Consider the following 18,344-nt stretch of genomic DNA (forward strand, 5'->3'; position numbering starts at 1 on the left):
CCTAGCGTGTCCCCGTCGGATGGCCCATGAACACCGTCACTCTGTGGATATTCGGCCACTGTCGCGCCCTCTCGTTCGTGATCGTTCGGGACGCGAGTGTGACCGCCGTCGACATGGCCGAGACAGCCCTGCGAGTATGGAGCGCATGGGTTCACCGGAAGCGAGTCCCGCGAGCGACGAGGACGCGTTGCCCAGCCGGGCCGAGGTGCTGGTCGTCGGCGCGGGCCCGGCCGGTTCGGCGTCGGCGGCCTGGGCGGCGCGGGCGGGACGGGACGTGGTGCTCATCGATTCCGCCGTTTTCCCCAGGGACAAGACCTGCGGTGACGGGCTGACCCCGCGCGCGACGGCCGAACTCGAGCTGCTCGGCCTCGGGGAGTGGGTGCGCGCGCACGTCGTCAACCACGGCCTCCGGATGACCGGCTTCGGCCGCGAGGCGCTGCTGAGCTGGCCGGGCGGTTCCTTCCCTACCTACGGGAGCGCCGTGCCCCGCACCGAGCTCGATGACAAACTGCGCGAGACGGCGGTGAAGTCCGGCGCGCGCATGGTGGACGGGACGAAGGTGGTGGATGTCACCCGCGAGGGTGATCGGGTCACCGGTGTGACGGTGCGGACGGCCGAGGGCACGCGCACCATCGACTGCCGCACGCTGGTGGTCGCCGACGGCGTGCGTTCGCCGGTCGGGCGGCTGCTCGGCCGCACTTGGCATCGGCAGTACGCGTACGGCACCGCGGCGCGCGCCTATATCAATTCCGGCCGCAGCGACGACCAGTGGATCACCTCGCATCTGGAACTGCGGGATGCCTCCGGCGAGCTGGTCCCCGGTTACGGCTGGGTGTTCCCGCTCGGCAACGGTGAGGTCAACATCGGCGTCGGGTCGCTGGCCACGGAGCGGCGGCCCTCGCACATCGCGCTGAAGCCACTGCTGGCGCACTACACCGCCCTGCGCAGGGAGGAGTGGCAATTCGAAGGCTCGCTGCGCGCGGTGGCCTCGGCGCTGCTGCCCATGGGCGGGGCGGTGTCGAACATCGCGGGGCGCAATTGGGTGCTGATCGGCGATGCCGCGGGCTGTGTGAACCCGCTCAACGGCGAAGGCATCGATTACGGCTTGGAGGGCGGTCACCTGCTGGCCGATCTGCTGGACGAGCCCGACCTCACCGCGGTCTGGCCGCAGGTGCTGCGCGCTCGCTACGGGCGCACGTTCTCCGTCGCCCGGCGGATCGCGGGCCTGGCCACCCATCCGCGCATGGTGCCGCTGGGCGGCCCCCCGGTCATGCGTTCGAAGTATCTGCAGCGTACGGCCGTTCGGGTGATGGGCAACCTGGTGACCGACGAGGACGTCGATCTGACCGCGCGGGCCTGGCGGCTCGCGGGGCGGGCATCGATGCGGCTGGACGAACGTCCGCCGTTCGCCTAGGGACGGTGGCGGCGCGATGGGCGAACACCGAACGCGCGGCTTGCCCGCGTTGTATCTGCTCCCGCATCTGCGCCGAGCCAAAGACCTGGCCGACCGGGAGTACGCCGACCCGTTGAATCTCGATGAGCTGGCGGCGGCCGCAGGGGTGTCCAAATACCACTTCTTGCGCGCGTTCGCCGCGGTCTATGGCCTGACCCCCGCCGCGTATCTGGCCGAGCGGCGCATCGAACGCGCCCAGGATCTGCTGCGGGCGACCAACCTGACGGTCACCGAGGTGTGCATGCTGGTCGGCTACAGCAGCCTCGGCTCCTTCAGCAGCAAGTTCCGCCAGCTGGTCGGGGTCACGCCGTCGCAGTACCAGGCGAAGTTCGCCGACGGCGCTCCGCGCGTCCCCGGGTGTTTCGTCTTCATGCACGGGCTCTCCGATCGCAAGCCGCCCGGCTGAGCGAACAGCGCAATTTCGGAGAAGCCCGCGGCCCGGCGCCCGCCATAGCCTGGCCGCATGACGACGATTACGAACGTTTCCCTGGTCACGGTGTACGTCACGGACCAAGACGCGGCCAAGCAGTGGTACCTCGACAAACTCGGGTTCGTCGAGACCGCCGATGTCACGATGGGCGACAACGGTTTCCGCTGGGTCACCATCGCGCATCCCGCGCATCCGGAGCTGGAGATCACGCTGATGATCCCGGGGCCGCCGCTGGACGAGTACTACGCCGACGCGGTGCGGCGCGCGCTGGCCAACGGCACGCACGGCTCACTCGGTCTGCGGACCGAGAACTGCCAGAAGACCTTCGAGGAACTCACCGCCAAGGGGGTGGAGTTCGTGCAACCGCCCGCCGAACGGCCCTACGGGACCGAAGCGGTCATCCGGGACAACTCCGGGAACTGGCTGGTGCTGGTGGAGCGCAAGGAGTACTCGCCGCAGGACTTCGCCTAGGACGTGGTGGTTGCCCCGGCGCGAACCGGGGCAACGCTTCCGCTCAGGCGGTCGGCTTCGCCGACAGCCACTCTTCGATGAACTTGCGCTCGCTGTTGAGCACCCGATGGTGCAGCTGCTCCGCGAGCGGCTCGATCGCGCCGCCGACCACGGGCACCTTCACCTGCACGGTGCCGACCACCTCGAGTTCCGAACCCTCAGCGGTGGAACGGATCTCGTAGGTCCCCGACATCGCGGTATTGATGCCGCCGGTGGTGGCTTCGAAAACGCCCTTGGCGACCTCGCCGACCAGCGGCTGCCAGTTGTCGGTGCGAGAGAAGGTGAGTTCGCTCTTGAGCACCTTGCGGACCAGCGTGGGTACTTTGTCGGCCGCGGCTTTCTCGGTCATGTGGATGCGGATGGTGCCCGCGCCGTCGGGATGCGACACCTCCAGCGTCGCGGTCGGGGCGTCGGCGAAACGGGCCCGCCAGAGTTCGTCGGTGGTGAGTGCCCGGTGGAGATCTTCGACCGGGACGGTGTAAGGCACGGTGAAGCTGAATTTTCGGGACATGGCCGCCACCGTATCCGAGCCGCTGGGTAGCCTGTGGCGGTGTCGGAAACCAGTCGGTCCAGCGGGCGGCCGATCCGCCTGCCGCGAGCGGGGATCGGGGTGCTGATCGCCGCGACGGCGGTGAGCGTGCTCGTCGGTCTGCTGGTGCTGGCCGCGTGGCGCAACGACTATCTGATCAGTTCCGACAAGGGCAGCACCACGGCCGAGGTGCTCTCGGCGGGGCGGCTGCGCTCGGCGGTCATGTACGTCACACCGGACGGCGAGACGCACAACCCGAAGGTCGGCGTCCTGTATCCGACCAACCTGACCGCTGGTGAGCGGATTCGCGTGGAATACAGCCGCAGCGACCCGGATCTGGTGCGCGTGGAAGGCCGGGACGTGCGCGTGGCCATTCCGCCCGCGTTGTCGGTCATCGTGGTGGTGTGGTTGTTCGCGCTGCCCACGGTGTGGCTGCTTTCCCGGCGGGGCGGACGCGATTCCGCGCCGGTGGGCCGGCCTGCGCCGCAGGGCTGAATCTCCAGTCGCCGTCCGGCGCCGTGCGGACCGGCCGGCCGCGACGAGGCCCCGACAGTTCGCCGGAACTTTCCATGTCCTTCACTTCGGCGTGAGGACGCGGCGCGCTGCACAGGTCAGGCTGGGAGCGTGCGTGTAGCGATCGTCGCGGAGTCGTTTCTGCCGAACATGAACGGCGTCGTCAACTCCGTGCTGCGGGTGCTGGAGCATCTGGACCGGCACGGGCACGACGCGCTGATCGTCGCGCCGGACACCCCGCGTGGGCAGCCCGCCGCCGCGCGCGAGTACGGGCGCTTTCCCGTCCACCGGGTACCCGCTGTCATGGTGCCGAAGGTGAGTTCGCTGCCGGTCGGATTGCCGCAGCCGGGCATCGTCTCGGCGATCGAGGACTTCGACGCCGACGTGGTGCACTTGGCCTCGCCGTTCCTGCTCGGGGCGGGCGGTCTCGGCGCCGCGCTGCGGCTGGACCTGCCGACTGTCGCGGTGTACCAGACCGACGTCGCGGGTTTCGCCAAGAGCTACGGGCTCGGCCTGGCGAGCCGGGCGGCTTGGGGCTGGACCCGGCGCATCCACGAAGGCGCCACCCGCACGCTCGCGCCCTCCCGGGCCGCGGCGGAGGATTTGGCACGGCACGGCATCCCGCGCGTGCACCGGTGGGGGCGCGGGGTCGACATCGCACGGTTCACGCCGAGCGCCCGCTCCGACGAACTGCGTGCCACCTGGCTCGCCGGCCGGGACCGCTTGCTGGTCGGCTTCGTGGGGCGGCTGGCGCCGGAGAAGCATGTCGAGCGGCTCGCGGTGCTGGGCGCCGACCCCGACATCCAGCTGGTGATCGTCGGCGACGGGCCGGAACGCCAGCGGCTGGCCCGCCTGATGCCCACCGCCGTGTTCACCGGCGAACTCGGTGGCGACGAGCTGGCGCGGGCGTACGCCAGCCTGGACGTGATGGTGCACGCGGGCGAGCACGAGACGTTCTGCCAGGGCGTGCAGGAGGCGCTGGCCTCGGGCATCCCGGTGATCGGCCCGGACGCGGGCGGTCCGCGCGACCTGATCGCGCACTGCCGCAACGGCTATCTGCTTCCGGTGGACCGATTCGGCGAATTGCTGCCCAGCGCCGTCGGAGCATTGCACGATCCGCGGCTGCGAGCCCGGTTCGCCGGGGCGGCCAGGAAGTCGGTGCTGTCGCGGACCTGGCCCGCCGTCTGCACCCAGCTGATGGGCCACTACGGCGAGGTGACCGGGACGCGGATTCGGTTGCCGCATACGGCCTGACCACCGCCCGGGCGTGACGCAGATATCCACGTGCCACGCTCGGTTCGTAACAGACCGCGAGTTAGGGTCTTGGCGTGGCGAAAACGCAATCGAACCGGGCCTCGTTGGACAAGCAGCCGCGCGAAGTCGCGTCCATGTTCGACGGCGTGGCCCGGCGATACGACCTGACCAACACGGTGATCTCCGCCGGGCAGGATCGCTACTGGCGCTGGGCGACCCGTAAGGCCCTGGCGCCGCGGCCGGGCGAACGATTGCTCGATCTCGCCGCGGGCACCGGAGTGTCCACCCTGGAATTGCGGAAGTCCGGGGCCTGGTGCCTGGCGGCCGACTTCTCCAAGGGCATGCTCAGCGCGGGCCGGTTCCGCGACGTGCCGATGGTGGCGGCCGACGCGATGGCGCTGCCGTTCGCCGACGACTCGTTCGACGCGGTGACCATTTCGTTCGGGCTGCGCAACGTGGCCGACACCGATCTCGCGCTGCGCGAGATGCTGCGGGTCACCAAGCCCGGCGGCAGGCTGGTGGTGTGCGAGTTCTCCGCGCCGGTGCTTCCGGTGTTCCGCACGGTGTACCTGGAGTACCTGATGAAGGCGCTGCCCAAGGTGGCGCGCGTGGTGAGCAGCAATCCCGACGCCTACGTCTACCTCGCCGAGTCGATCTCCGAATGGCCGAATCAGCGCAGGCTGGCGATGCGGATCGCGGCGAACGGGTGGTCGTCGGTGAAATGGCGCAACCTCAGCGGGGGCGTGGTGGCTCTGCATCGCGCTTACAAGCTCGGCTGAGCGAGACCTCGATCACACCTCACCGCGGATTTCGGGAGCGGTGAGGAGGAATGTCACGTGGCGCTAACGCGAGGTAAATCCGGCGCAATCGGCGGTCCGCATGATCGGAGGCATGACCGATCCAGTCACCGGCCGCGGCGACGGCACTGCCCGAACGGCGTGCTCGTACTGCGGCGTGGGGTGCGGGATGACGGTGTCGACCGCCGCCGACGGCGCGGGCAAGCCGGTGATCGCCAAGGTCAGCGGCGACAAACTGCACCCGTCGAACGCGGGCAGGCTGTGCACCAAGGGTGCTACCCACGCGGAATTGATGCGCACTCCGGGACGGATGGAGACCGCCTATCGGCGTTCCGAGCGCGGCCAGGTCCCGGTGCCTTTCCCGGTGGACGAGGCGGTGCACGAGGCGGCTACGAGGTTGCGCGCGATCCTCGACCAGCACGGTCCGGACGCGATCGCGCTGTACGTCTCCGGGCAGATGTCGCTGGAGGCGCAGTACCTCGCGACCAAGCTCGCCAAGGGCTATCTGCGCACCGTGCACATCGAGGCGAACTCACGACTGTGCATGGCCAGCGCGGGAACCGGATACAAGCAGTCGCTCGGCGCGGACGGGCCGCCCGGCTCCTATGACGACTTCGAGCACGCTGACCTGTTCTTCGTGATCGGCGCGAACATGGCCGATTGTCATCCGATCCTGTTCCTGCGAATGGCCGATCGGCTCAAGGCCGGGGGCAAACTCATCGTCGTCGACCCGCGTCGCACCGAGACCGCCGCGCGCGCCGACCTGTTCCTGCAGATCGCCCCCGGTACGGATCTCGCGCTGCTGAACGGGCTGCTGCACCTGCTGGTGGCCAACGGTGACATCGACGCGGAGTTCATCGCCGAGCACACCGAGGGCTGGGACGCGATGCCGGAGTTCCTGGCCGACTATCCGCCGCAGCGGGTGGCGGAGATCACCGGATTGGCCGAGGCCGACATCCGGACCGCCGCAGAGTGGATCGGCGCGGCGGGCGAGTGGATGTCGTTGTGGACGATGGGACTCAACCAGTCCACCCACGGCACCTGGAACACCAACGCGCTGTGCAACCTGCACCTGGCCACCGGCGCCATCTGCCGTCCCGGCAGCGGGCCCTTCTCGCTCACCGGACAGCCCAACGCGATGGGCGGGCGTGAGATGGGATACATGGGTCCCGGCCTGCCCGGCCAGCGCAGCGTGCTCTCCGCCGACGACCGCGCGTTCGTGGAGACCGTGTGGGAACTGGAGCCCGGGACGCTTCGCGCCGAAGCCGGGCCCGGCACCGTGGAAATGTTCCGTGAACTGGCCGAAGGGTCGATCAAAGCGGCCTGGATCGTGTGCACCAACCCCGTGGCCACCGTGTCGAACCGGAAGACGGTGATCGCGGGGTTGGAAGCGGCCGAACTGGTGATCGCCCAGGACGCCTACACCGAGACCGCGACCAACGCCTACGCCGACCTGCTGCTGCCCGCGACGCTGTGGGCGGAGGCCGACGCGGTGATGGTGAATTCGGAGCGCAATCTCACGCTGCTGCAGCAGTCGGTGCCGCCCACCGGCGACGCGCGGCCCGACTGGCGGATCATCGCCGACATCGCCACCGCGATGGGTTTCCCCGGTTTCGACTTCGCGACCAGCGCGGAGGTGTTCGCCGAGATCAAACGGTTCGCGAATCCCGCGACCGGCTACGACCTGCGCGGCGTGAGCTACGAGGCGCTGCGCGAGGGTCCGATGCAGTGGCCGTGCGCGGAGCCGGAGCGCAGGCGCAATCCGATCCGGTACGTCAACGACGGGGTCAGCCAGACGCTGTTCACCGACGAGCACGGCCACCGGCCCCGCCTGGCCTTCGCCACGCCGAGCCGCCGCGCGGTGTTCTGGCCGCGGCCGCATCTGCTGCCGGAGGAGATGCCGGACGACGACTACCCGTTCCTGCTGAACACCGGGCGCCTGCAGCACCAGTGGCACACGATGACCAAGACCGGCAAGATCGACAAGCTGACCAAGCTGAACGGTACGCCGTTCGTCGAGGTGCACCCCGCCGACGCCGAGCGGCTCGGACTGCGCCCAGGCGACCAGCTCGAGATCGCCTCGCGCCGGGGCCGGGCCGTGCTGCCTGTGCGGGTCAGCGACCGAGTGCGGCCGAGCGATTGCTTCGTGCCGTTCCATTGGAACGACGAGCAGGGCGAATACCTCACCATCAACGCGGTCACCAACGACGCGGTGGATCCGGCCTCGCTGCAACCGGAGTTCAAGGCGTGCGCGGTGGCGCTGCGCCGGGTGGCCGCCGTGCCGCGACCCGAGACTCCCGCCGCGCGGCCCGCCGCGCAGGAGGCACACCCGCTGGCGGCCGTGCTCGGCCTCGACAGCGGCACCGCGCCCACACTCAGCGAGACCGAGCGGATCTACCTCAGCGGCTATCTGGCCGCGCTGCAGGCGCTTCCGGTGACCGGTCAACCGGTGCTGCCGGAGTCGGCGCCGATGGCCGCGCACAGCAGACTGTGGGTCGACGGGCTGCTGGCGGGGATGTACTCGCGTGGTGCGGCGGGCGCAGTGGAGACGGCGAACGGGGCGGCCGCCCCTCGGACGGTCACCGTGCTGTGGGCTTCGCAGACCGGCACCGCCGAAGAGTTCGCCGCCACTGTCGCGGCACACCTGGCCGAGCACGATTTCACGCCGCGGCTGCTGGACCTGGGCTCCTGCGACCTGAGCGCGATCACCGGCGACGTGCTGGTGATCAGCAGTACCTTCGGCGACGGAGGTCCGCCGGACAACGGAGCCGATTTCTGGGAGCGCTTGTCCGACACCGTCGTGCGGCTGACCGGCGTGCGCTACGCGGTGTTCGCCCTCGGCGACTCCTCCTATGACGACTTCTGCGGATACGGCCGCAAACTCGACCGGAAATTCGCCGATCTGGGCGCGACCCGGCTGCTCCCGCGCGTCGACAGCGAACCGGATTACCAGGACGCGGCGCAGCGCTGGCTCGACGACGTGGTCGCCGTATTGGGCGACGGCCCGATCGAACGGCCGGACTCCCCCATCGATCTGCCGGCGCACGGTGTAACCGGCTCGAGGCGGCCCCCGTCCCACGGCGGTGGCGTGGCCACGATGGAGTTGCCCACCGCCGCACCGGCGCTCACCCGCGTCCGCACCGCCGCCGCGCCGTTCACCCGCTCCGCTCCGGCGCGGGCCGCGCTGGTGCGCAACGAGTTGCTGTCCGCTGCCGGATCACCGAAGGAGGTACGCCGCTTCGGATTCGATCTGCGCGACCTGGACGCCGCCTACGAGGTGGGCGATTCGCTGGGCGTGTGGCCGGTGAACTGCACTTCGCTGGTGACCGAATGGCTGGCCGCCACCGGGCTGGACGGCCGCCGCGTCGTCGAGGTCGACGAGCGTGAGATACCGCTGGCCGAGGCACTGCGCAGGCACTACGACATCACCAAGATCAGTCAGGATCTGCTCGGCTTCCTCGCCGAGCGCAACCACAGCGGCAAGCTCGCCAAGCTGCTGCGCCGCGACAACCGCAACGAGCTGGCGAATTACCTGTGGGATCGGCAGGCGGTGGACGTCCTGCGCGACTTCCCGGTCCGGGCCGATCTCGTGGAGTGGCTCGGCACCTTGAAGAAGCTGCAGCCGCGCCAGTATTCGATCTCGTCGAGTCCGCTGGTCAGCCCGGATGAGGTGGAGCTGACCGTCGGCATCGTCCGCTACGGCGACCCGGCGGCCACCGGGTCGGCGGCGCGGCGCGGCGGGGTGTGCTCGACCTTCCTCGCCGACCGGGCGGGCGTCTCCGAGCTGGCTGTGCCGATCTTCCTGCAGCGCGCACCGCATTTCCGCCCTCCGGCCGACCCCAGCGCCCCGATGATCATGGTGGGGCCCGGTACCGGGATCGCGCCCTTCCGAGGGTTCCTGCACGAGCGCAGGGCCCTCGGTTGCACCGGGCGCAACTGGCTGTTCTTCGGCGATCAGCATGCGGCACAGAATTTCTACTACCGCGCCGAGCTGGAGGACATGTTCCGTTCCGGCTTCCTGACCCGGCTCGACCTGGCCTTCTCCCGCGACCAACGGGAGCGCGTCTACGTCCAGCACCGCATGATCGAGCACGGCGCCGAGCTGTGGTCCTGGCTGCGCGACGGCGCCCACTTCTACGTCTGCGGCGACGCCAGCCGCATGGCCAAGGACGTCGACGAGGCGCTGCTGCGAATCGCCCGCATCCACGGCAAACTCGACGAGGACGGCGCGCTGGCGTTCAAGAAGCAGCTGATCGCCGAAAAGCGTTACGTCCGAGACGTCTACTGACAGCGACCGATGGCCTCGACGCCATCCGGCCGAACTGCGTGGGAGTTCGGCTTCACCGCCACGCCTGCGGATCGACGGTTCACACCGCGGGCGGGTTCAGGCGGGTGAAGTCCGGGAGGCGGTAGTACGGGTAGTAGGGGTAGGGCGGGGTGGTAGCGCTTGCTTTGTCCAGGCGGGCGATCTGGTCGGCGTCGAGTTCCCAGCCGATCGCGCCGAGGTTCTGGCGCAGCTGCTCCTCGTTGCGCGCGCCGATGATGACCGTCGACACGGTGGGGCGGCGCAGCAGCCAGTTGAGAGCGATCTGCGGGACGGTCTTCCCGGTCTCGGCGGCGAGCTCGTCGAGCACATCGACCACGTCGTAGAGCTGATCCTCGTCCACCGGCGGACCGGCCTCGGCGGTCCGGTGCAGGCGGCTGCTCGCCGGAAGCGGTTGTCCGCGCCGAATCTTGCCGGTGAGCCTGCCCCAGCCCAGCGGACTCCAGACCACCGCGCCGACGCCCTGGTCACGGCCCAGCGGCATGAGTTCCCACTCGTAGTCGCGCCCGACCAGCGAGTAATAGACCTGGTGCGCGACGTACCTGGCCAGACCATTGCGGTCCGCCGCGGCAAGGGATTTCATCAGCTGCCAGCCCGCGAAGTTGGACGCTCCCAGGTAACGGATCTTGCCCGCGCGCACCAGATCGTCCAGCGCGCCGACGACTTCCTCCACCGGGGTGCCCGCGTCGAAGGCGTGCAGCTGGAACAGATCGATGTAGTCGGTGCCCAGCCTGCGCAGCGACGCCTCCACCGCACCGATCAGCCGGACGCGCCCGGAACCGGCGTCCCACGGACCGGGGCCGGTGGGCAACGTCGCCTTGGTGGACAACAGCACTCGGTCGCGCCTGCCCTTGACGGCGGCGCCCAGCACCTCTTCGGAGGCGCCGTCGGAGTAGACGTCGGCGGTGTCGAACATGCTCACGCCCGCGTCCAGGCTGATGTCGACCAGCCGTCGCGCCTGCTCTACGTCGGTGTCGCCCCACGCGCCGAACAGTTCGCCCCGACCGCCGAAGGTGCCCGCGCCGAAGCTCAAGGCCGGGACGAGCAGACCGGACGCTCCGAGCCGCCGGTACTCCATCTGCGTGTCCATCGAACACTCCTAAAGGGTCTATAGTTCCATTAACAACTCGAACAGTACACACGTTCGCGCGCAAATGAAACTGGAGTCCCGTTATGGAGCTGGATGCGGCTACACCCGGATCAGTCCGACCCGGTGGACGAACCGCGCGGGTCCGCACCGCGGTCCTACAAGCCGCCGGCGACCTGCTGGCCGAACGCGGCTTCGCCCACTTGGACCTCGCCGAGGTCGCGGCGCGCGCCGACGTCGGCAAGACCACCATCTACCGCCGCTGGCGCACGCCCACCGGTTTGATCGCCGACCTGCTGGTCGACATGGCCGAGCAGTCGCTGCCGCACACCGACACGGGCACGCTGCTCGGCGACCTCACCGCCAACGCCCGCCTGGTCGCGCGGACACTCTCGGATCCCCGCCAGGGAAGACTCTTCCGCGCCGTGATCGCGGCCGCCACCTGCGACGAGTCCGCCGCGGCCGCCCTGCGCCGCTTCTACGACGTCCGGCTCACCGAATGGTCGGCCTGTGTGGCGGCCGCCATCGCGCGCGGCGAAGCACCGGAGGGCACCGACGCTCGCGCGGTGCTGTCGGCGGTGTCGGCCCCGCTCTACTACCGATTGCTGGCCAGCGGCGACCCCATCGACGAGGACGCGGCGGAGCTGGCCGCTCGCGCCGCCGTCGCAGCCGTGACCGCGGGCGCCTTCGTCAACGCCGGGCTCTGACCGAACTGCGGCTAGCCCAGCACCGCTCCCTGGTCCGGCGCGGTCCAGTCGGCCCGGCGGCCGGTGTAAGCGAGCACCTTCTCCAAGTCGGACGCTTCGGCCGTGACCGGTTGCACCGGCCCGAACGCACCGGGCACCCCTTCGGCGGGGGTCTCGCGCAGCAGATCCAGCAGGGTCGCCAGATCCCCGGCATCGCAGGTGAAGGGCTGACCAGTGGCCTTCGCGAGGTCCCAGCCGTGCACGACCACCTCGTCCAAGGCGATCCTGGCCATCACCGGGGCGGGCTCGCTCACTCCGCCCGCCTCCGTCACGCCGTCCCAGGCCGCAGGCTCACGCCAGGCCGTCACCAGCGCGTCCAGCTGGGCGGGGATGCGCTCGCGCCAATCCTCGGGCAGAACCCGCGCGGTGGGCGGCGGCGGCGAGACCGAACCGCCCACGGCCTCTTTGGTGGCCGACTGACGGAATGCCTCGGTCAGATCGAGCACGTGCGCGAGCAGATCACGGACCGTGGCGTCGGTGCACGGCGTCGGCGCGCCGAGCTGGTCGTCGGTGATGCGGCCGACCACGGACGACAACGCGAGGGCGGCGGGTGCGAAATCGAATTCCGGATTCATCGAATCTCCTGTGGCGGGGTTATGTCCGACTATGTAGACACCTCTGCCGTGCCGGATTCATCGGTATCGAGCGAACATGCCGCCGAACCTCGCGCGGGCGAAGCGCTCCGAGCACCTTCGACGCGATGCGATCGGTCCTTCCGCGATGCGCCGGCGTGTTCCGTCCTCGCGGACGGGACCGGGCCGTTTCGACCGCCGCGAGACGGCCCGCCCGCGCCGCCGTTACGCACTCGTAGCGGCGAAAAACAATGGAAAAGCGGACAATTGGTAGATGAAAGGTGATCGAGTGGAGATCGTCGTCGACGTGGGCGACGGGTCTCGCAGTTACGAGATCGCGGCTACCCGGGCGGGGCGGCGGGTCGAAGTGCGGATCGCGCGGGGCGTGGTCGAAGTCAGCGAAGTGACGCGATCGGGGACAGCGGTGCGCACCGCGCGGTTCATGGCCGGGCGAACGCTCGCGCTGGTCGAGCACCCCGCGAACGCCACCGCGCCGCAGGACGACGAGGTGCGGCAACACTGACCCGCCGATGCTTGCCGCGCGGCCATGCCCCGGGCATCCTCGATGCTGTCGAGTCCACCCCGATTGCGGCGTGCCACGAGGGGTATGCCGATCGAGAGGCCTACGTGGAGAGGAGCGCACGATGTCAGATCCCCTTGCCGACGCGGTCCCGGAGGCCGATCTCGCCGAGCAGTCCGTTCCGGCCTACCCGGAGCAGCCGATACCTGCCGACGACCTCGCGGAAGAGGAAGACACCGTCGGACGGGCGATCCTGGAGCGCGACATCCTGGAGGCCAACCCGGCGGACGTGATCGAACAGTCCATCGCGGTCCCGATCGACGACGACCCCGAGGACGAACTCGACTACTGAGCGCCCGCCCCCGGTCAGGGCTTGATCTTCGCCCGCACCGTCGCGTGCAGTTCGCGCAGGCTGGACCGCTCGGTGGCCACCTCGAGCACCCGCATGCCATGGGCGTGCCCGGTCAGCTCCACAGCCAGCTGCTGCGGGTCCACCTGCCGGTGCGGGATGCGGTAGGCGGCGCACAGCGCGGCGAGATCCATGCCGTGCGGTGTGCCGAAGACCCGCTCGAAGACGCCCGCGTACTGCGGATCGCCCTGTTCGAGCAGCTCGAAGATGCCGCCGCCGTCGTCGTTGGCGACCACGATGGTCAAATCTGCGGGCCGCGGTTCACCGGGTCCGATCAGCAGACCGGACGCGTCGTGCAGGAAGGTCAGGTCGCCGATCAGCGCGATGGTGCGTCCCTCGTGGTGCAGCGCGGCGCCGACCGCCGTGGACACCGTGCCGTCGATACCGGCCACACCGCGATTGGACAGCACTTTGACGCCCGGACGCGGATGCGACACCAGGGCGGCGTCGCGCACCGGGTTGGAGGCGCCGAGCAGAAGCTGGTCGCCGTCGTGCAGCGCGTCCATCACCACCGCGGCGACGTGCAGCCCGGTGGGTTTGGGGTGCCTGGCGAGTTCGGACCGCACCACCTGGTCGGCTTTCGCATTTAGTTCGTGACAGTGCTCCAGCCATCGGGCACTGGGGGTGCCGGTGGTGACCGCGCGCGTGCCGGTGCCGACCACGTTGCCGGACACATCGGGCCAGCGCGGGCCGGTGGTCAGCGCGTACACCCGGATGTCCGGATCGGCGAGAACCTTCGAGACCTGACGGTGCAGGGTGGGACGGCCGGTGATGATCGCCTGCTTCGGCCGCAGCAGGGGCAGGACGAGCGGGTGCAGGGCGGGCCCGTGCATCGGGGCGGTGGGTTCGGCGACGGTCGGCAGATCCGCCAGTTCCGGCCGCAGCCCGGCGCCGTGGCCGGAGATGACGACCGTGTCCGGAGTGAGATCGAGATCGAGCGGCACGTCCAGGGTCGCGTACTGGGTCTCGGTCCAGGCGCATTCGCCCGCGCGACCGGCGGGAGCCGACTCGCCCGGCCCCAGGTCTGGGACCAGCGGCTCCCGCAGCGGGACGTCGAAGTGCACCGGGCCCGCGTTGCCGGAACGCGTGCCGCGCGCGGCGGCGAGCACCCGGCAGACCGCCGAACGCCACTGACTGTTCTGCTGGCCGTACGGCGGATGATCGGCGTCGCCGGCTTCCTCCTCGGCGAGCCCGAGCGAGATGGTGGCGCGGACCTGGCTACCGAACAGCCCGAACTGCTCGACAGTCTGGTTGGCGCCGGAGCCCAGCAACTCGTAGGGCCGGTTGGCGCTGAGCACCACCAGCGGAACCCGGGCGTAGTTCGCCTCCAGCACGGCGGGCCCGAGGTTGGCCACCGCGGTGCCGGAGGTCATCACGACCGGGACCGGGAGCCGGCTCGCGATCGCGAGCCCGACGGCGAGGAAGCCCGCCGTTCGCTCGTCGATGCGCATATGCAGGCGCACCCGCCCGGCCGCGTCGGCAGCCTGCAGGGCGAAGGCCAGCGGAGCGTTCCGGGAGCCGGGGCACAGGACGACATCGCGCACGCCCCCGCGCACGAGCTCGTCGACGACGACCTGCGCTTGTGCTGTAGACGGGTTCACGCCTCCAGACTGGCAGACAGGCGAGGGGAAGTCCCCGCCGGGAGGCTCGCAATCACACTGTGTGATCGCACACTGCTCCGGACGCGAACCCCGCTGACGTCCGGAAGGTCCACGACGAAGCCGACGGCCGGCTCACGTTTGGGTGACACCCGCGTCCACGACGAAGTCGCAGCGGTGGTCACGCAAACGCGAGCCAGGACGGGCCTCGAGCACGCGGCGCCGCGGGCGCCGCGGATCTAGCACAGCGCGGAGATCACCCAGCGTGCTTCTGGATCAGGTCGCCGACCCGCGGCAGCGCCTCGATGACGTTCTTCTTCGCCGAGGAGCGCATCGAGGAGTAGACCTTCTGCAGGGCAGGGCGAGTGGAGGACTCGGCCCGGGCGTCGGTGACGGCGAGCAACGCCTCGGCGACCTCGTCGGACTTGGCGACGAGCAGATCGGCGAACTTGCCGGAGCCCGACGCGGCGTACTCCTGCCAGAACGGCTCCAGCTGTGCGACCAACTTGGGCGCCAACGACTCCAGCGCATCGGGCACGATGGACGGGCTGATCTTCTTGACCGCCGCGTAGCCACCCTTCACAGCCAGGCCGGACGCACCACCCTTGTCCGAGACCTCGGCGTCGAGAACCTCGACGGCGTCGGCAAGGAAAGCCGGGCGCTTCGCGTCGTCGAGCAGGGATTCAGACAGTGCTGCAACCACTTTCAGGTTCCTCCGGGATCGAATTCGATGAACGAGCGAGGGCAACTATACGCACCCGCGCCAGCATTCACCCGGCTATGGCTGCCACGGCAGCAACTCCACCATCAGACCTTCGCAGTCGGCGAGCAGATCGCCCTGCTCATCGACCAATTCGGCGGTGATGAAAGTTTTGCGCCCTTCGATCCGGTCCACCCGCCCGCGAACGGTCAGCTGCGTTTCCAGCGGAGTGATCTTGCGGTAGTTCACGTGCAGGTACGCGGTGCGGCTGATCGGCCGTCCGGCGTAGTGCACGATCATGCCGAGCAGGTCGTCGAACAACAGCGGCAGCACGCCGCCGTGCGCGGCTCCGTTGCCGCCGAGATGGAAACGGCGGAACACCCCCGTCATCTCGATGCCGTCCGGCCCCGCCGCGACCGCCTGCCACGGCAACAGCAGAAGGCTCCCCCGCCCCGGCAATTCGACAGCGCGGCCCGCCGGGCCCTGCAACTCCGGTGCGCGGTAAGGCTCGAGCAGCTCGATCAGCTCGCGGGCCTTGGCCTGCGCGGCACCGAAGACATCGTCCGGCGCGTCCACGGACACCGCGAGGTCCTGCAACGTCCGCATGGCCTCCACGAACCCGCCGAAGCTCGGCCCGACCCGCGCGGACGTGACCTTCGGAAACCCACCGTGCTTCTCGTACCGCGATCCGTCCACCGCACTCCGGTCGATAACCGGTTTCACTCGCTCGCTCATACCTGCACGGTAACTCGTAGTTTTACACCGTCAAATCGAGACCCGCCGACCGGCCGCCCACCCCGCCACACACTCGCCACACGGTCGACTCCACGTTTACGGCTCAGACCGCGTCGGAGCGCTCAGCGTCGGACAGCAGGTACTCGGGCGGCCCACGACCACTCTCGTGGCTCACGCACCGAACCAAGGCGAGACCGAGCATCGACCGTCCACGACCCGGCTCACGTTCGAGCGGTCACCACTTCCGCAACAAAGCAGGCACCCCGCCACCGACAACGGCGCAACCCCGAATCGTGCGATCACCTCTAACGCACCCAGCGCACGCAAAAGAAGCAAACGCATCCACGATGCCGGTACTCCACCACCCACGCCCCCAGCGCACCCCAACCACGACTTCCGAGCGAAGCGAGACCGAGCATTGCCCGTTCGCGGCCCGGCTCGCGTTTGCGCGGCCGCCGCGCAAGCGACGAAGGAGCAAGCGGCGGCCACGCAAACGCGAGCCCCAAAGGGGCCGCGAACACGCAGCGCCGCAGGCGCTGCAAATCAAACCCAGCATAATCGCAAGGGTGACGTTCAATCCGAAGCTGTGGCGGCCCGTTCCGGGGTTCGAGAATCTGACCGACATCACCTATCACCGGCATGTCGAGCAGGGCACCGTACGTGTCGCTTTCGATCGGCCGGAGGTACGCAACGCGTTCCGCCCGCATACGGTCGACGAACTCTTCCGAGCTCTCGATCACGCCCGGATGACTCCGGATGTCGGCGCGGTTCTGCTCACCGGCAACGGCCCCAGTCCCAAGGACGGCGGCTGGGCCTTCTGCTCCGGTGGGGACCAGCGCATCCGTGGGCGCAGCGGATACCAGTACGCCAGCGGTGACACCGCGGACACGGTCGATCAGGCCCGCGCGGGCCGGCTGCACATTCTCGAGGTGCAGCGGCTGATCCGCTTCATGCCGAAGGTGGTGATCGCACTGGTGAACGGCTGGGCCGCGGGCGGGGGTCACAGCTTGCACGTGGTCTGCGATCTCACTTTGGCCAGCCGCGAGCACGCTCGCTTCAAGCAGACCGACGCCGATGTGGGCAGTTTCGACGGTGGTTACGGCAGCGCGTACCTGGCCAAGATGGTCGGGCAGAAGTTCGCCCGCGAGATCTTCTTCCTCGGCCGCCCGTACACCGCCGAGGAGATGCACCAGATGGGCGCGGTGAACAAGGTCGTGGACCACGCCGAGTTGGAGGACGTCGCGCTGGAGTGGACCGCCGACATCAACGGCAAGTCCCCGCAGGCGCAGCGGATGCTGAAGTACGCGTTCAATTTGCTGGACGACGGTCTGGTCGGCCAGCAACTGTTCGCGGGCGAGGCGACGCGGATGGCCTACATGACCGACGAGGCCGTCGAGGGTCGCGACGCGTTCCTGGAGAAGCGCGAGCCGGACTGGACCCCCTACCCCTGGTACTTCTGACATGGACATTCTCAGCAGCCGGATCATCCTGCGGCCCGCCGACTACCCGGCCACGCTGGCGTTCTATCGGGACGGGCTGGAGCTGGCCGTCGCGCGGGAGTACCCCGGCGGCACGGTTTTCTTCGCCGGGCAAGCGTTGATCGAGGTGGCGGCGCACGGCGGGTCGGGGAAATCGTCGTCGTTCGAGGGCGCCATCTGGCTCCAGGTGCGCGATGTGTCCGACGCCGCCGCCGAGCTGGCGCTGAAGGGCATCGCGATCGATCGCGCCCCGGTCGAGGAGCCGTGGGGTTTGCGCGAGATGTGGGTGCGTGATCCCGACGGTGTGCCGATCGTGTTCGTCGAGGTTCCGCCGTCACATCCGATCAGGCGGGATTCGCGCTGGTCACCATCGGAGTGACCGTTCCGTTCGGTTGTTCGGCGAGCCATGCCGAGTTGCCAACGCGTCACCCGGCGAGGACGATAACGCTCGGACGGCCACCCGACCGCCGACGTCCGGGCCGGCTGTGTCCGTGTCCCGTCCGACGAGTGAATCGCAGTCTCGATGCCTGTCGTACTTGAGCCCCGATCCGTCCGGGTGGCCGCTGCGCGGTTGCGCCACTCCGGCACACCGACCCGTTCCGCGTGCGGCTACGCGGGCATGACACGATCCCTACCGTGAGGGAGCGCACCGAGCGAGCCATGGGCACAGCGGCTCTGGGCACGACCGA

18 protein-coding genes are annotated in these 18,344 nt (G+C 69.4%); 12 read left to right on the forward strand and 6 right to left on the reverse strand.

Annotated features, from left to right (window positions below):
• Positions 1 to 145 precede the first annotated feature (145 nt).
• From ON27_RS25595 to ON27_RS25605, 3 genes are read left to right on the forward strand one after another with little or no spacing between them, the layout of a single operon-like run.
• Positions 146 to 1,414, forward strand: a complete 1,269-nt coding sequence (locus ON27_RS25595) for a geranylgeranyl reductase family protein (RefSeq protein WP_043733228.1) — start codon at positions 146 to 148, stop codon at positions 1,412 to 1,414.
• A gap of 16 nt (positions 1,415 to 1,430) precedes the next feature.
• Positions 1,431 to 1,859 carry a helix-turn-helix transcriptional regulator gene (locus tag ON27_RS25600; RefSeq protein ID WP_043733104.1) on the forward strand — a complete coding sequence of 143 codons (429 nt, stop codon included), beginning with the start codon at positions 1,431 to 1,433 and terminating at the stop codon, positions 1,857 to 1,859.
• Between the two features lie 57 nt (positions 1,860 to 1,916).
• Positions 1,917 to 2,354, forward strand: coding sequence for a VOC family protein (locus ON27_RS25605; RefSeq protein WP_043733107.1), 438 nt, complete (start codon positions 1,917 to 1,919; stop codon positions 2,352 to 2,354).
• A 43-nt stretch (positions 2,355 to 2,397) separates the two neighbouring features.
• Here the strand turns inward: ON27_RS25605 and ON27_RS25610 are convergent, their stop codons facing one another.
• Positions 2,398 to 2,904, reverse strand: coding sequence for a DUF2505 domain-containing protein (locus ON27_RS25610; RefSeq protein WP_043733231.1), 507 nt, complete (start codon positions 2,902 to 2,904; stop codon positions 2,398 to 2,400).
• A gap of 39 nt (positions 2,905 to 2,943) precedes the next feature.
• Between ON27_RS25610 and ON27_RS25615 the strand changes: the two genes are divergently transcribed.
• The 4 genes from ON27_RS25615 (at position 2,944) to ON27_RS25630 (ending at position 9,774) form a co-directional block, all read left to right on the forward strand.
• The gene (locus tag ON27_RS25615) at positions 2,944 to 3,417 is read left to right on the forward strand and encodes a DUF3592 domain-containing protein (RefSeq protein WP_083887812.1); all 474 of its coding nucleotides are present in this window, start codon (positions 2,944 to 2,946) and stop codon (positions 3,415 to 3,417) included.
• Between the two features lie 129 nt (positions 3,418 to 3,546).
• Complete coding sequence (locus ON27_RS25620; RefSeq protein ID WP_083887809.1) at positions 3,547 to 4,689, forward strand: glycosyltransferase family 4 protein; 1,143 nt, start codon at positions 3,547 to 3,549, stop codon at positions 4,687 to 4,689.
• 74 nt (positions 4,690 to 4,763) lie between these two features.
• Positions 4,764 to 5,468 carry a demethylmenaquinone methyltransferase gene (locus tag ON27_RS25625; protein ID WP_043733114.1) on the forward strand — a complete coding sequence of 235 codons (705 nt, stop codon included), beginning with the start codon at positions 4,764 to 4,766 and terminating at the stop codon, positions 5,466 to 5,468.
• Positions 5,469 to 5,568: 100 nt separating this feature from the next.
• Positions 5,569 to 9,774, forward strand: a complete 4,206-nt coding sequence (locus ON27_RS25630; RefSeq protein ID WP_083887810.1) for a bifunctional nitrate reductase/sulfite reductase flavoprotein subunit alpha — start codon at positions 5,569 to 5,571, stop codon at positions 9,772 to 9,774.
• A gap of 79 nt (positions 9,775 to 9,853) precedes the next feature.
• On the opposite strand, the gene ON27_RS25635 is transcribed toward ON27_RS25630, so the two are convergent.
• On the reverse strand, positions 9,854 to 10,888 hold the full coding sequence (locus ON27_RS25635) for an aldo/keto reductase (protein WP_043733116.1): 1,035 nt from the start codon (positions 10,886 to 10,888) through the stop codon (positions 9,854 to 9,856).
• A gap of 95 nt (positions 10,889 to 10,983) precedes the next feature.
• Between ON27_RS25635 and ON27_RS25640 the strand changes: the two genes are divergently transcribed.
• Positions 10,984 to 11,604 (forward strand): TetR/AcrR family transcriptional regulator, encoded by a 621-nt coding sequence (locus tag ON27_RS25640; RefSeq protein ID WP_043733118.1) that lies wholly within the window; start codon positions 10,984 to 10,986, stop codon positions 11,602 to 11,604.
• 11 nt (positions 11,605 to 11,615) lie between these two features.
• Here the strand turns inward: ON27_RS25640 and ON27_RS25645 are convergent, their stop codons facing one another.
• The gene (locus ON27_RS25645; protein ID WP_043733120.1) at positions 11,616 to 12,218 is read right to left on the reverse strand and encodes a TIGR03086 family metal-binding protein; all 603 of its coding nucleotides are present in this window, start codon (positions 12,216 to 12,218) and stop codon (positions 11,616 to 11,618) included.
• Positions 12,219 to 12,489: 271 nt separating this feature from the next.
• Here ON27_RS25645 and ON27_RS25650 point away from each other — a divergent pair, with 271 nt between their 5' ends.
• Together ON27_RS25650 and ON27_RS25655 are read left to right on the forward strand one after the other, a co-directional pair.
• Entirely contained in the window at positions 12,490 to 12,738 is a 249-nt protein-coding gene (locus tag ON27_RS25650) for a DUF8836 family protein (RefSeq protein ID WP_043733123.1), read from the forward strand.
• A gap of 121 nt (positions 12,739 to 12,859) precedes the next feature.
• The gene (locus ON27_RS25655; protein WP_043733126.1) at positions 12,860 to 13,087 is read left to right on the forward strand and encodes an Rv3202a family protein; all 228 of its coding nucleotides are present in this window, start codon (positions 12,860 to 12,862) and stop codon (positions 13,085 to 13,087) included.
• Positions 13,088 to 13,101: 14 nt separating this feature from the next.
• On the opposite strand, the gene menD is transcribed toward ON27_RS25655, so the two are convergent.
• The 3 genes from menD to ON27_RS25670 all read right to left on the reverse strand — a co-directional run bounded on the left by menD (position 13,102) and on the right by ON27_RS25670 (position 16,177).
• Complete coding sequence (menD, locus tag ON27_RS25660; protein WP_043733128.1) at positions 13,102 to 14,745, reverse strand: 2-succinyl-5-enolpyruvyl-6-hydroxy-3-cyclohexene-1-carboxylic-acid synthase; 1,644 nt, start codon at positions 14,743 to 14,745, stop codon at positions 13,102 to 13,104.
• Positions 14,746 to 14,998: 253 nt separating this feature from the next.
• Positions 14,999 to 15,445, reverse strand: a complete 447-nt coding sequence (locus ON27_RS25665) for a DUF6918 family protein (RefSeq protein WP_043733130.1) — start codon at positions 15,443 to 15,445, stop codon at positions 14,999 to 15,001.
• A 75-nt stretch (positions 15,446 to 15,520) separates the two neighbouring features.
• A complete protein-coding gene (locus tag ON27_RS25670; protein WP_051046993.1) occupies positions 15,521 to 16,177 on the reverse strand; it encodes a PaaI family thioesterase in 657 nt (218 codons plus the stop codon).
• A gap of 566 nt (positions 16,178 to 16,743) precedes the next feature.
• On the opposite strand from ON27_RS25670, the gene ON27_RS25675 reads away from it, so the two are divergent.
• Complete coding sequence (locus ON27_RS25675) at positions 16,744 to 17,637, forward strand: 1,4-dihydroxy-2-naphthoyl-CoA synthase (protein WP_043733134.1); 894 nt, start codon at positions 16,744 to 16,746, stop codon at positions 17,635 to 17,637.
• A 1-nt stretch (position 17,638) separates the two neighbouring features.
• Positions 17,639 to 18,034, forward strand: a complete 396-nt coding sequence (locus ON27_RS25680) for a VOC family protein (protein WP_043733136.1) — start codon at positions 17,639 to 17,641, stop codon at positions 18,032 to 18,034.
• The last annotated feature ends 310 nt before the right edge of the window (positions 18,035 to 18,344 follow it).

Source organism: Nocardia asiatica NBRC 100129 (genome assembly GCF_000308415.1).
GTDB classification, from domain to species: Bacteria; Actinomycetota; Actinomycetes; order Mycobacteriales; family Mycobacteriaceae; genus Nocardia; species Nocardia asiatica.

Coding starts and splice junctions, on each gene's coding strand:
- ON27_RS25635 (WP_043733116.1), bottom strand. CDS start 10,888: ATGGAGTACCGGCGGCTCGGAGCGTCCGGTCTGCTCGTCCCGGCCTTG.
- ON27_RS25605 (WP_043733107.1), top strand. CDS start 1,917: ATGACGACGATTACGAACGTTTCCCTGGTCACGGTGTACGTCACGGAC.
- ON27_RS25655 (WP_043733126.1), top strand. CDS start 12,860: ATGTCAGATCCCCTTGCCGACGCGGTCCCGGAGGCCGATCTCGCCGAG.
- ON27_RS25640 (WP_043733118.1), top strand. CDS start 10,984: ATGGAGCTGGATGCGGCTACACCCGGATCAGTCCGACCCGGTGGACGA.
- ON27_RS25610 (WP_043733231.1), bottom strand. CDS start 2,904: ATGTCCCGAAAATTCAGCTTCACCGTGCCTTACACCGTCCCGGTCGAA.
- ON27_RS25600 (WP_043733104.1), top strand. CDS start 1,431: ATGGGCGAACACCGAACGCGCGGCTTGCCCGCGTTGTATCTGCTCCCG.
- ON27_RS25670 (WP_051046993.1), bottom strand. CDS start 16,177: ATGAGCGAGCGAGTGAAACCGGTTATCGACCGGAGTGCGGTGGACGGA.
- ON27_RS25650 (WP_043733123.1), top strand. CDS start 12,490: ATGAAAGGTGATCGAGTGGAGATCGTCGTCGACGTGGGCGACGGGTCT.
- ON27_RS25680 (WP_043733136.1), top strand. CDS start 17,639: ATGGACATTCTCAGCAGCCGGATCATCCTGCGGCCCGCCGACTACCCG.
- ON27_RS25595 (WP_043733228.1), top strand. CDS start 146: ATGGGTTCACCGGAAGCGAGTCCCGCGAGCGACGAGGACGCGTTGCCC.
- ON27_RS25645 (WP_043733120.1), bottom strand. CDS start 12,218: ATGAATCCGGAATTCGATTTCGCACCCGCCGCCCTCGCGTTGTCGTCC.
- ON27_RS25630 (WP_083887810.1), top strand. CDS start 5,569: ATGATCGGAGGCATGACCGATCCAGTCACCGGCCGCGGCGACGGCACT.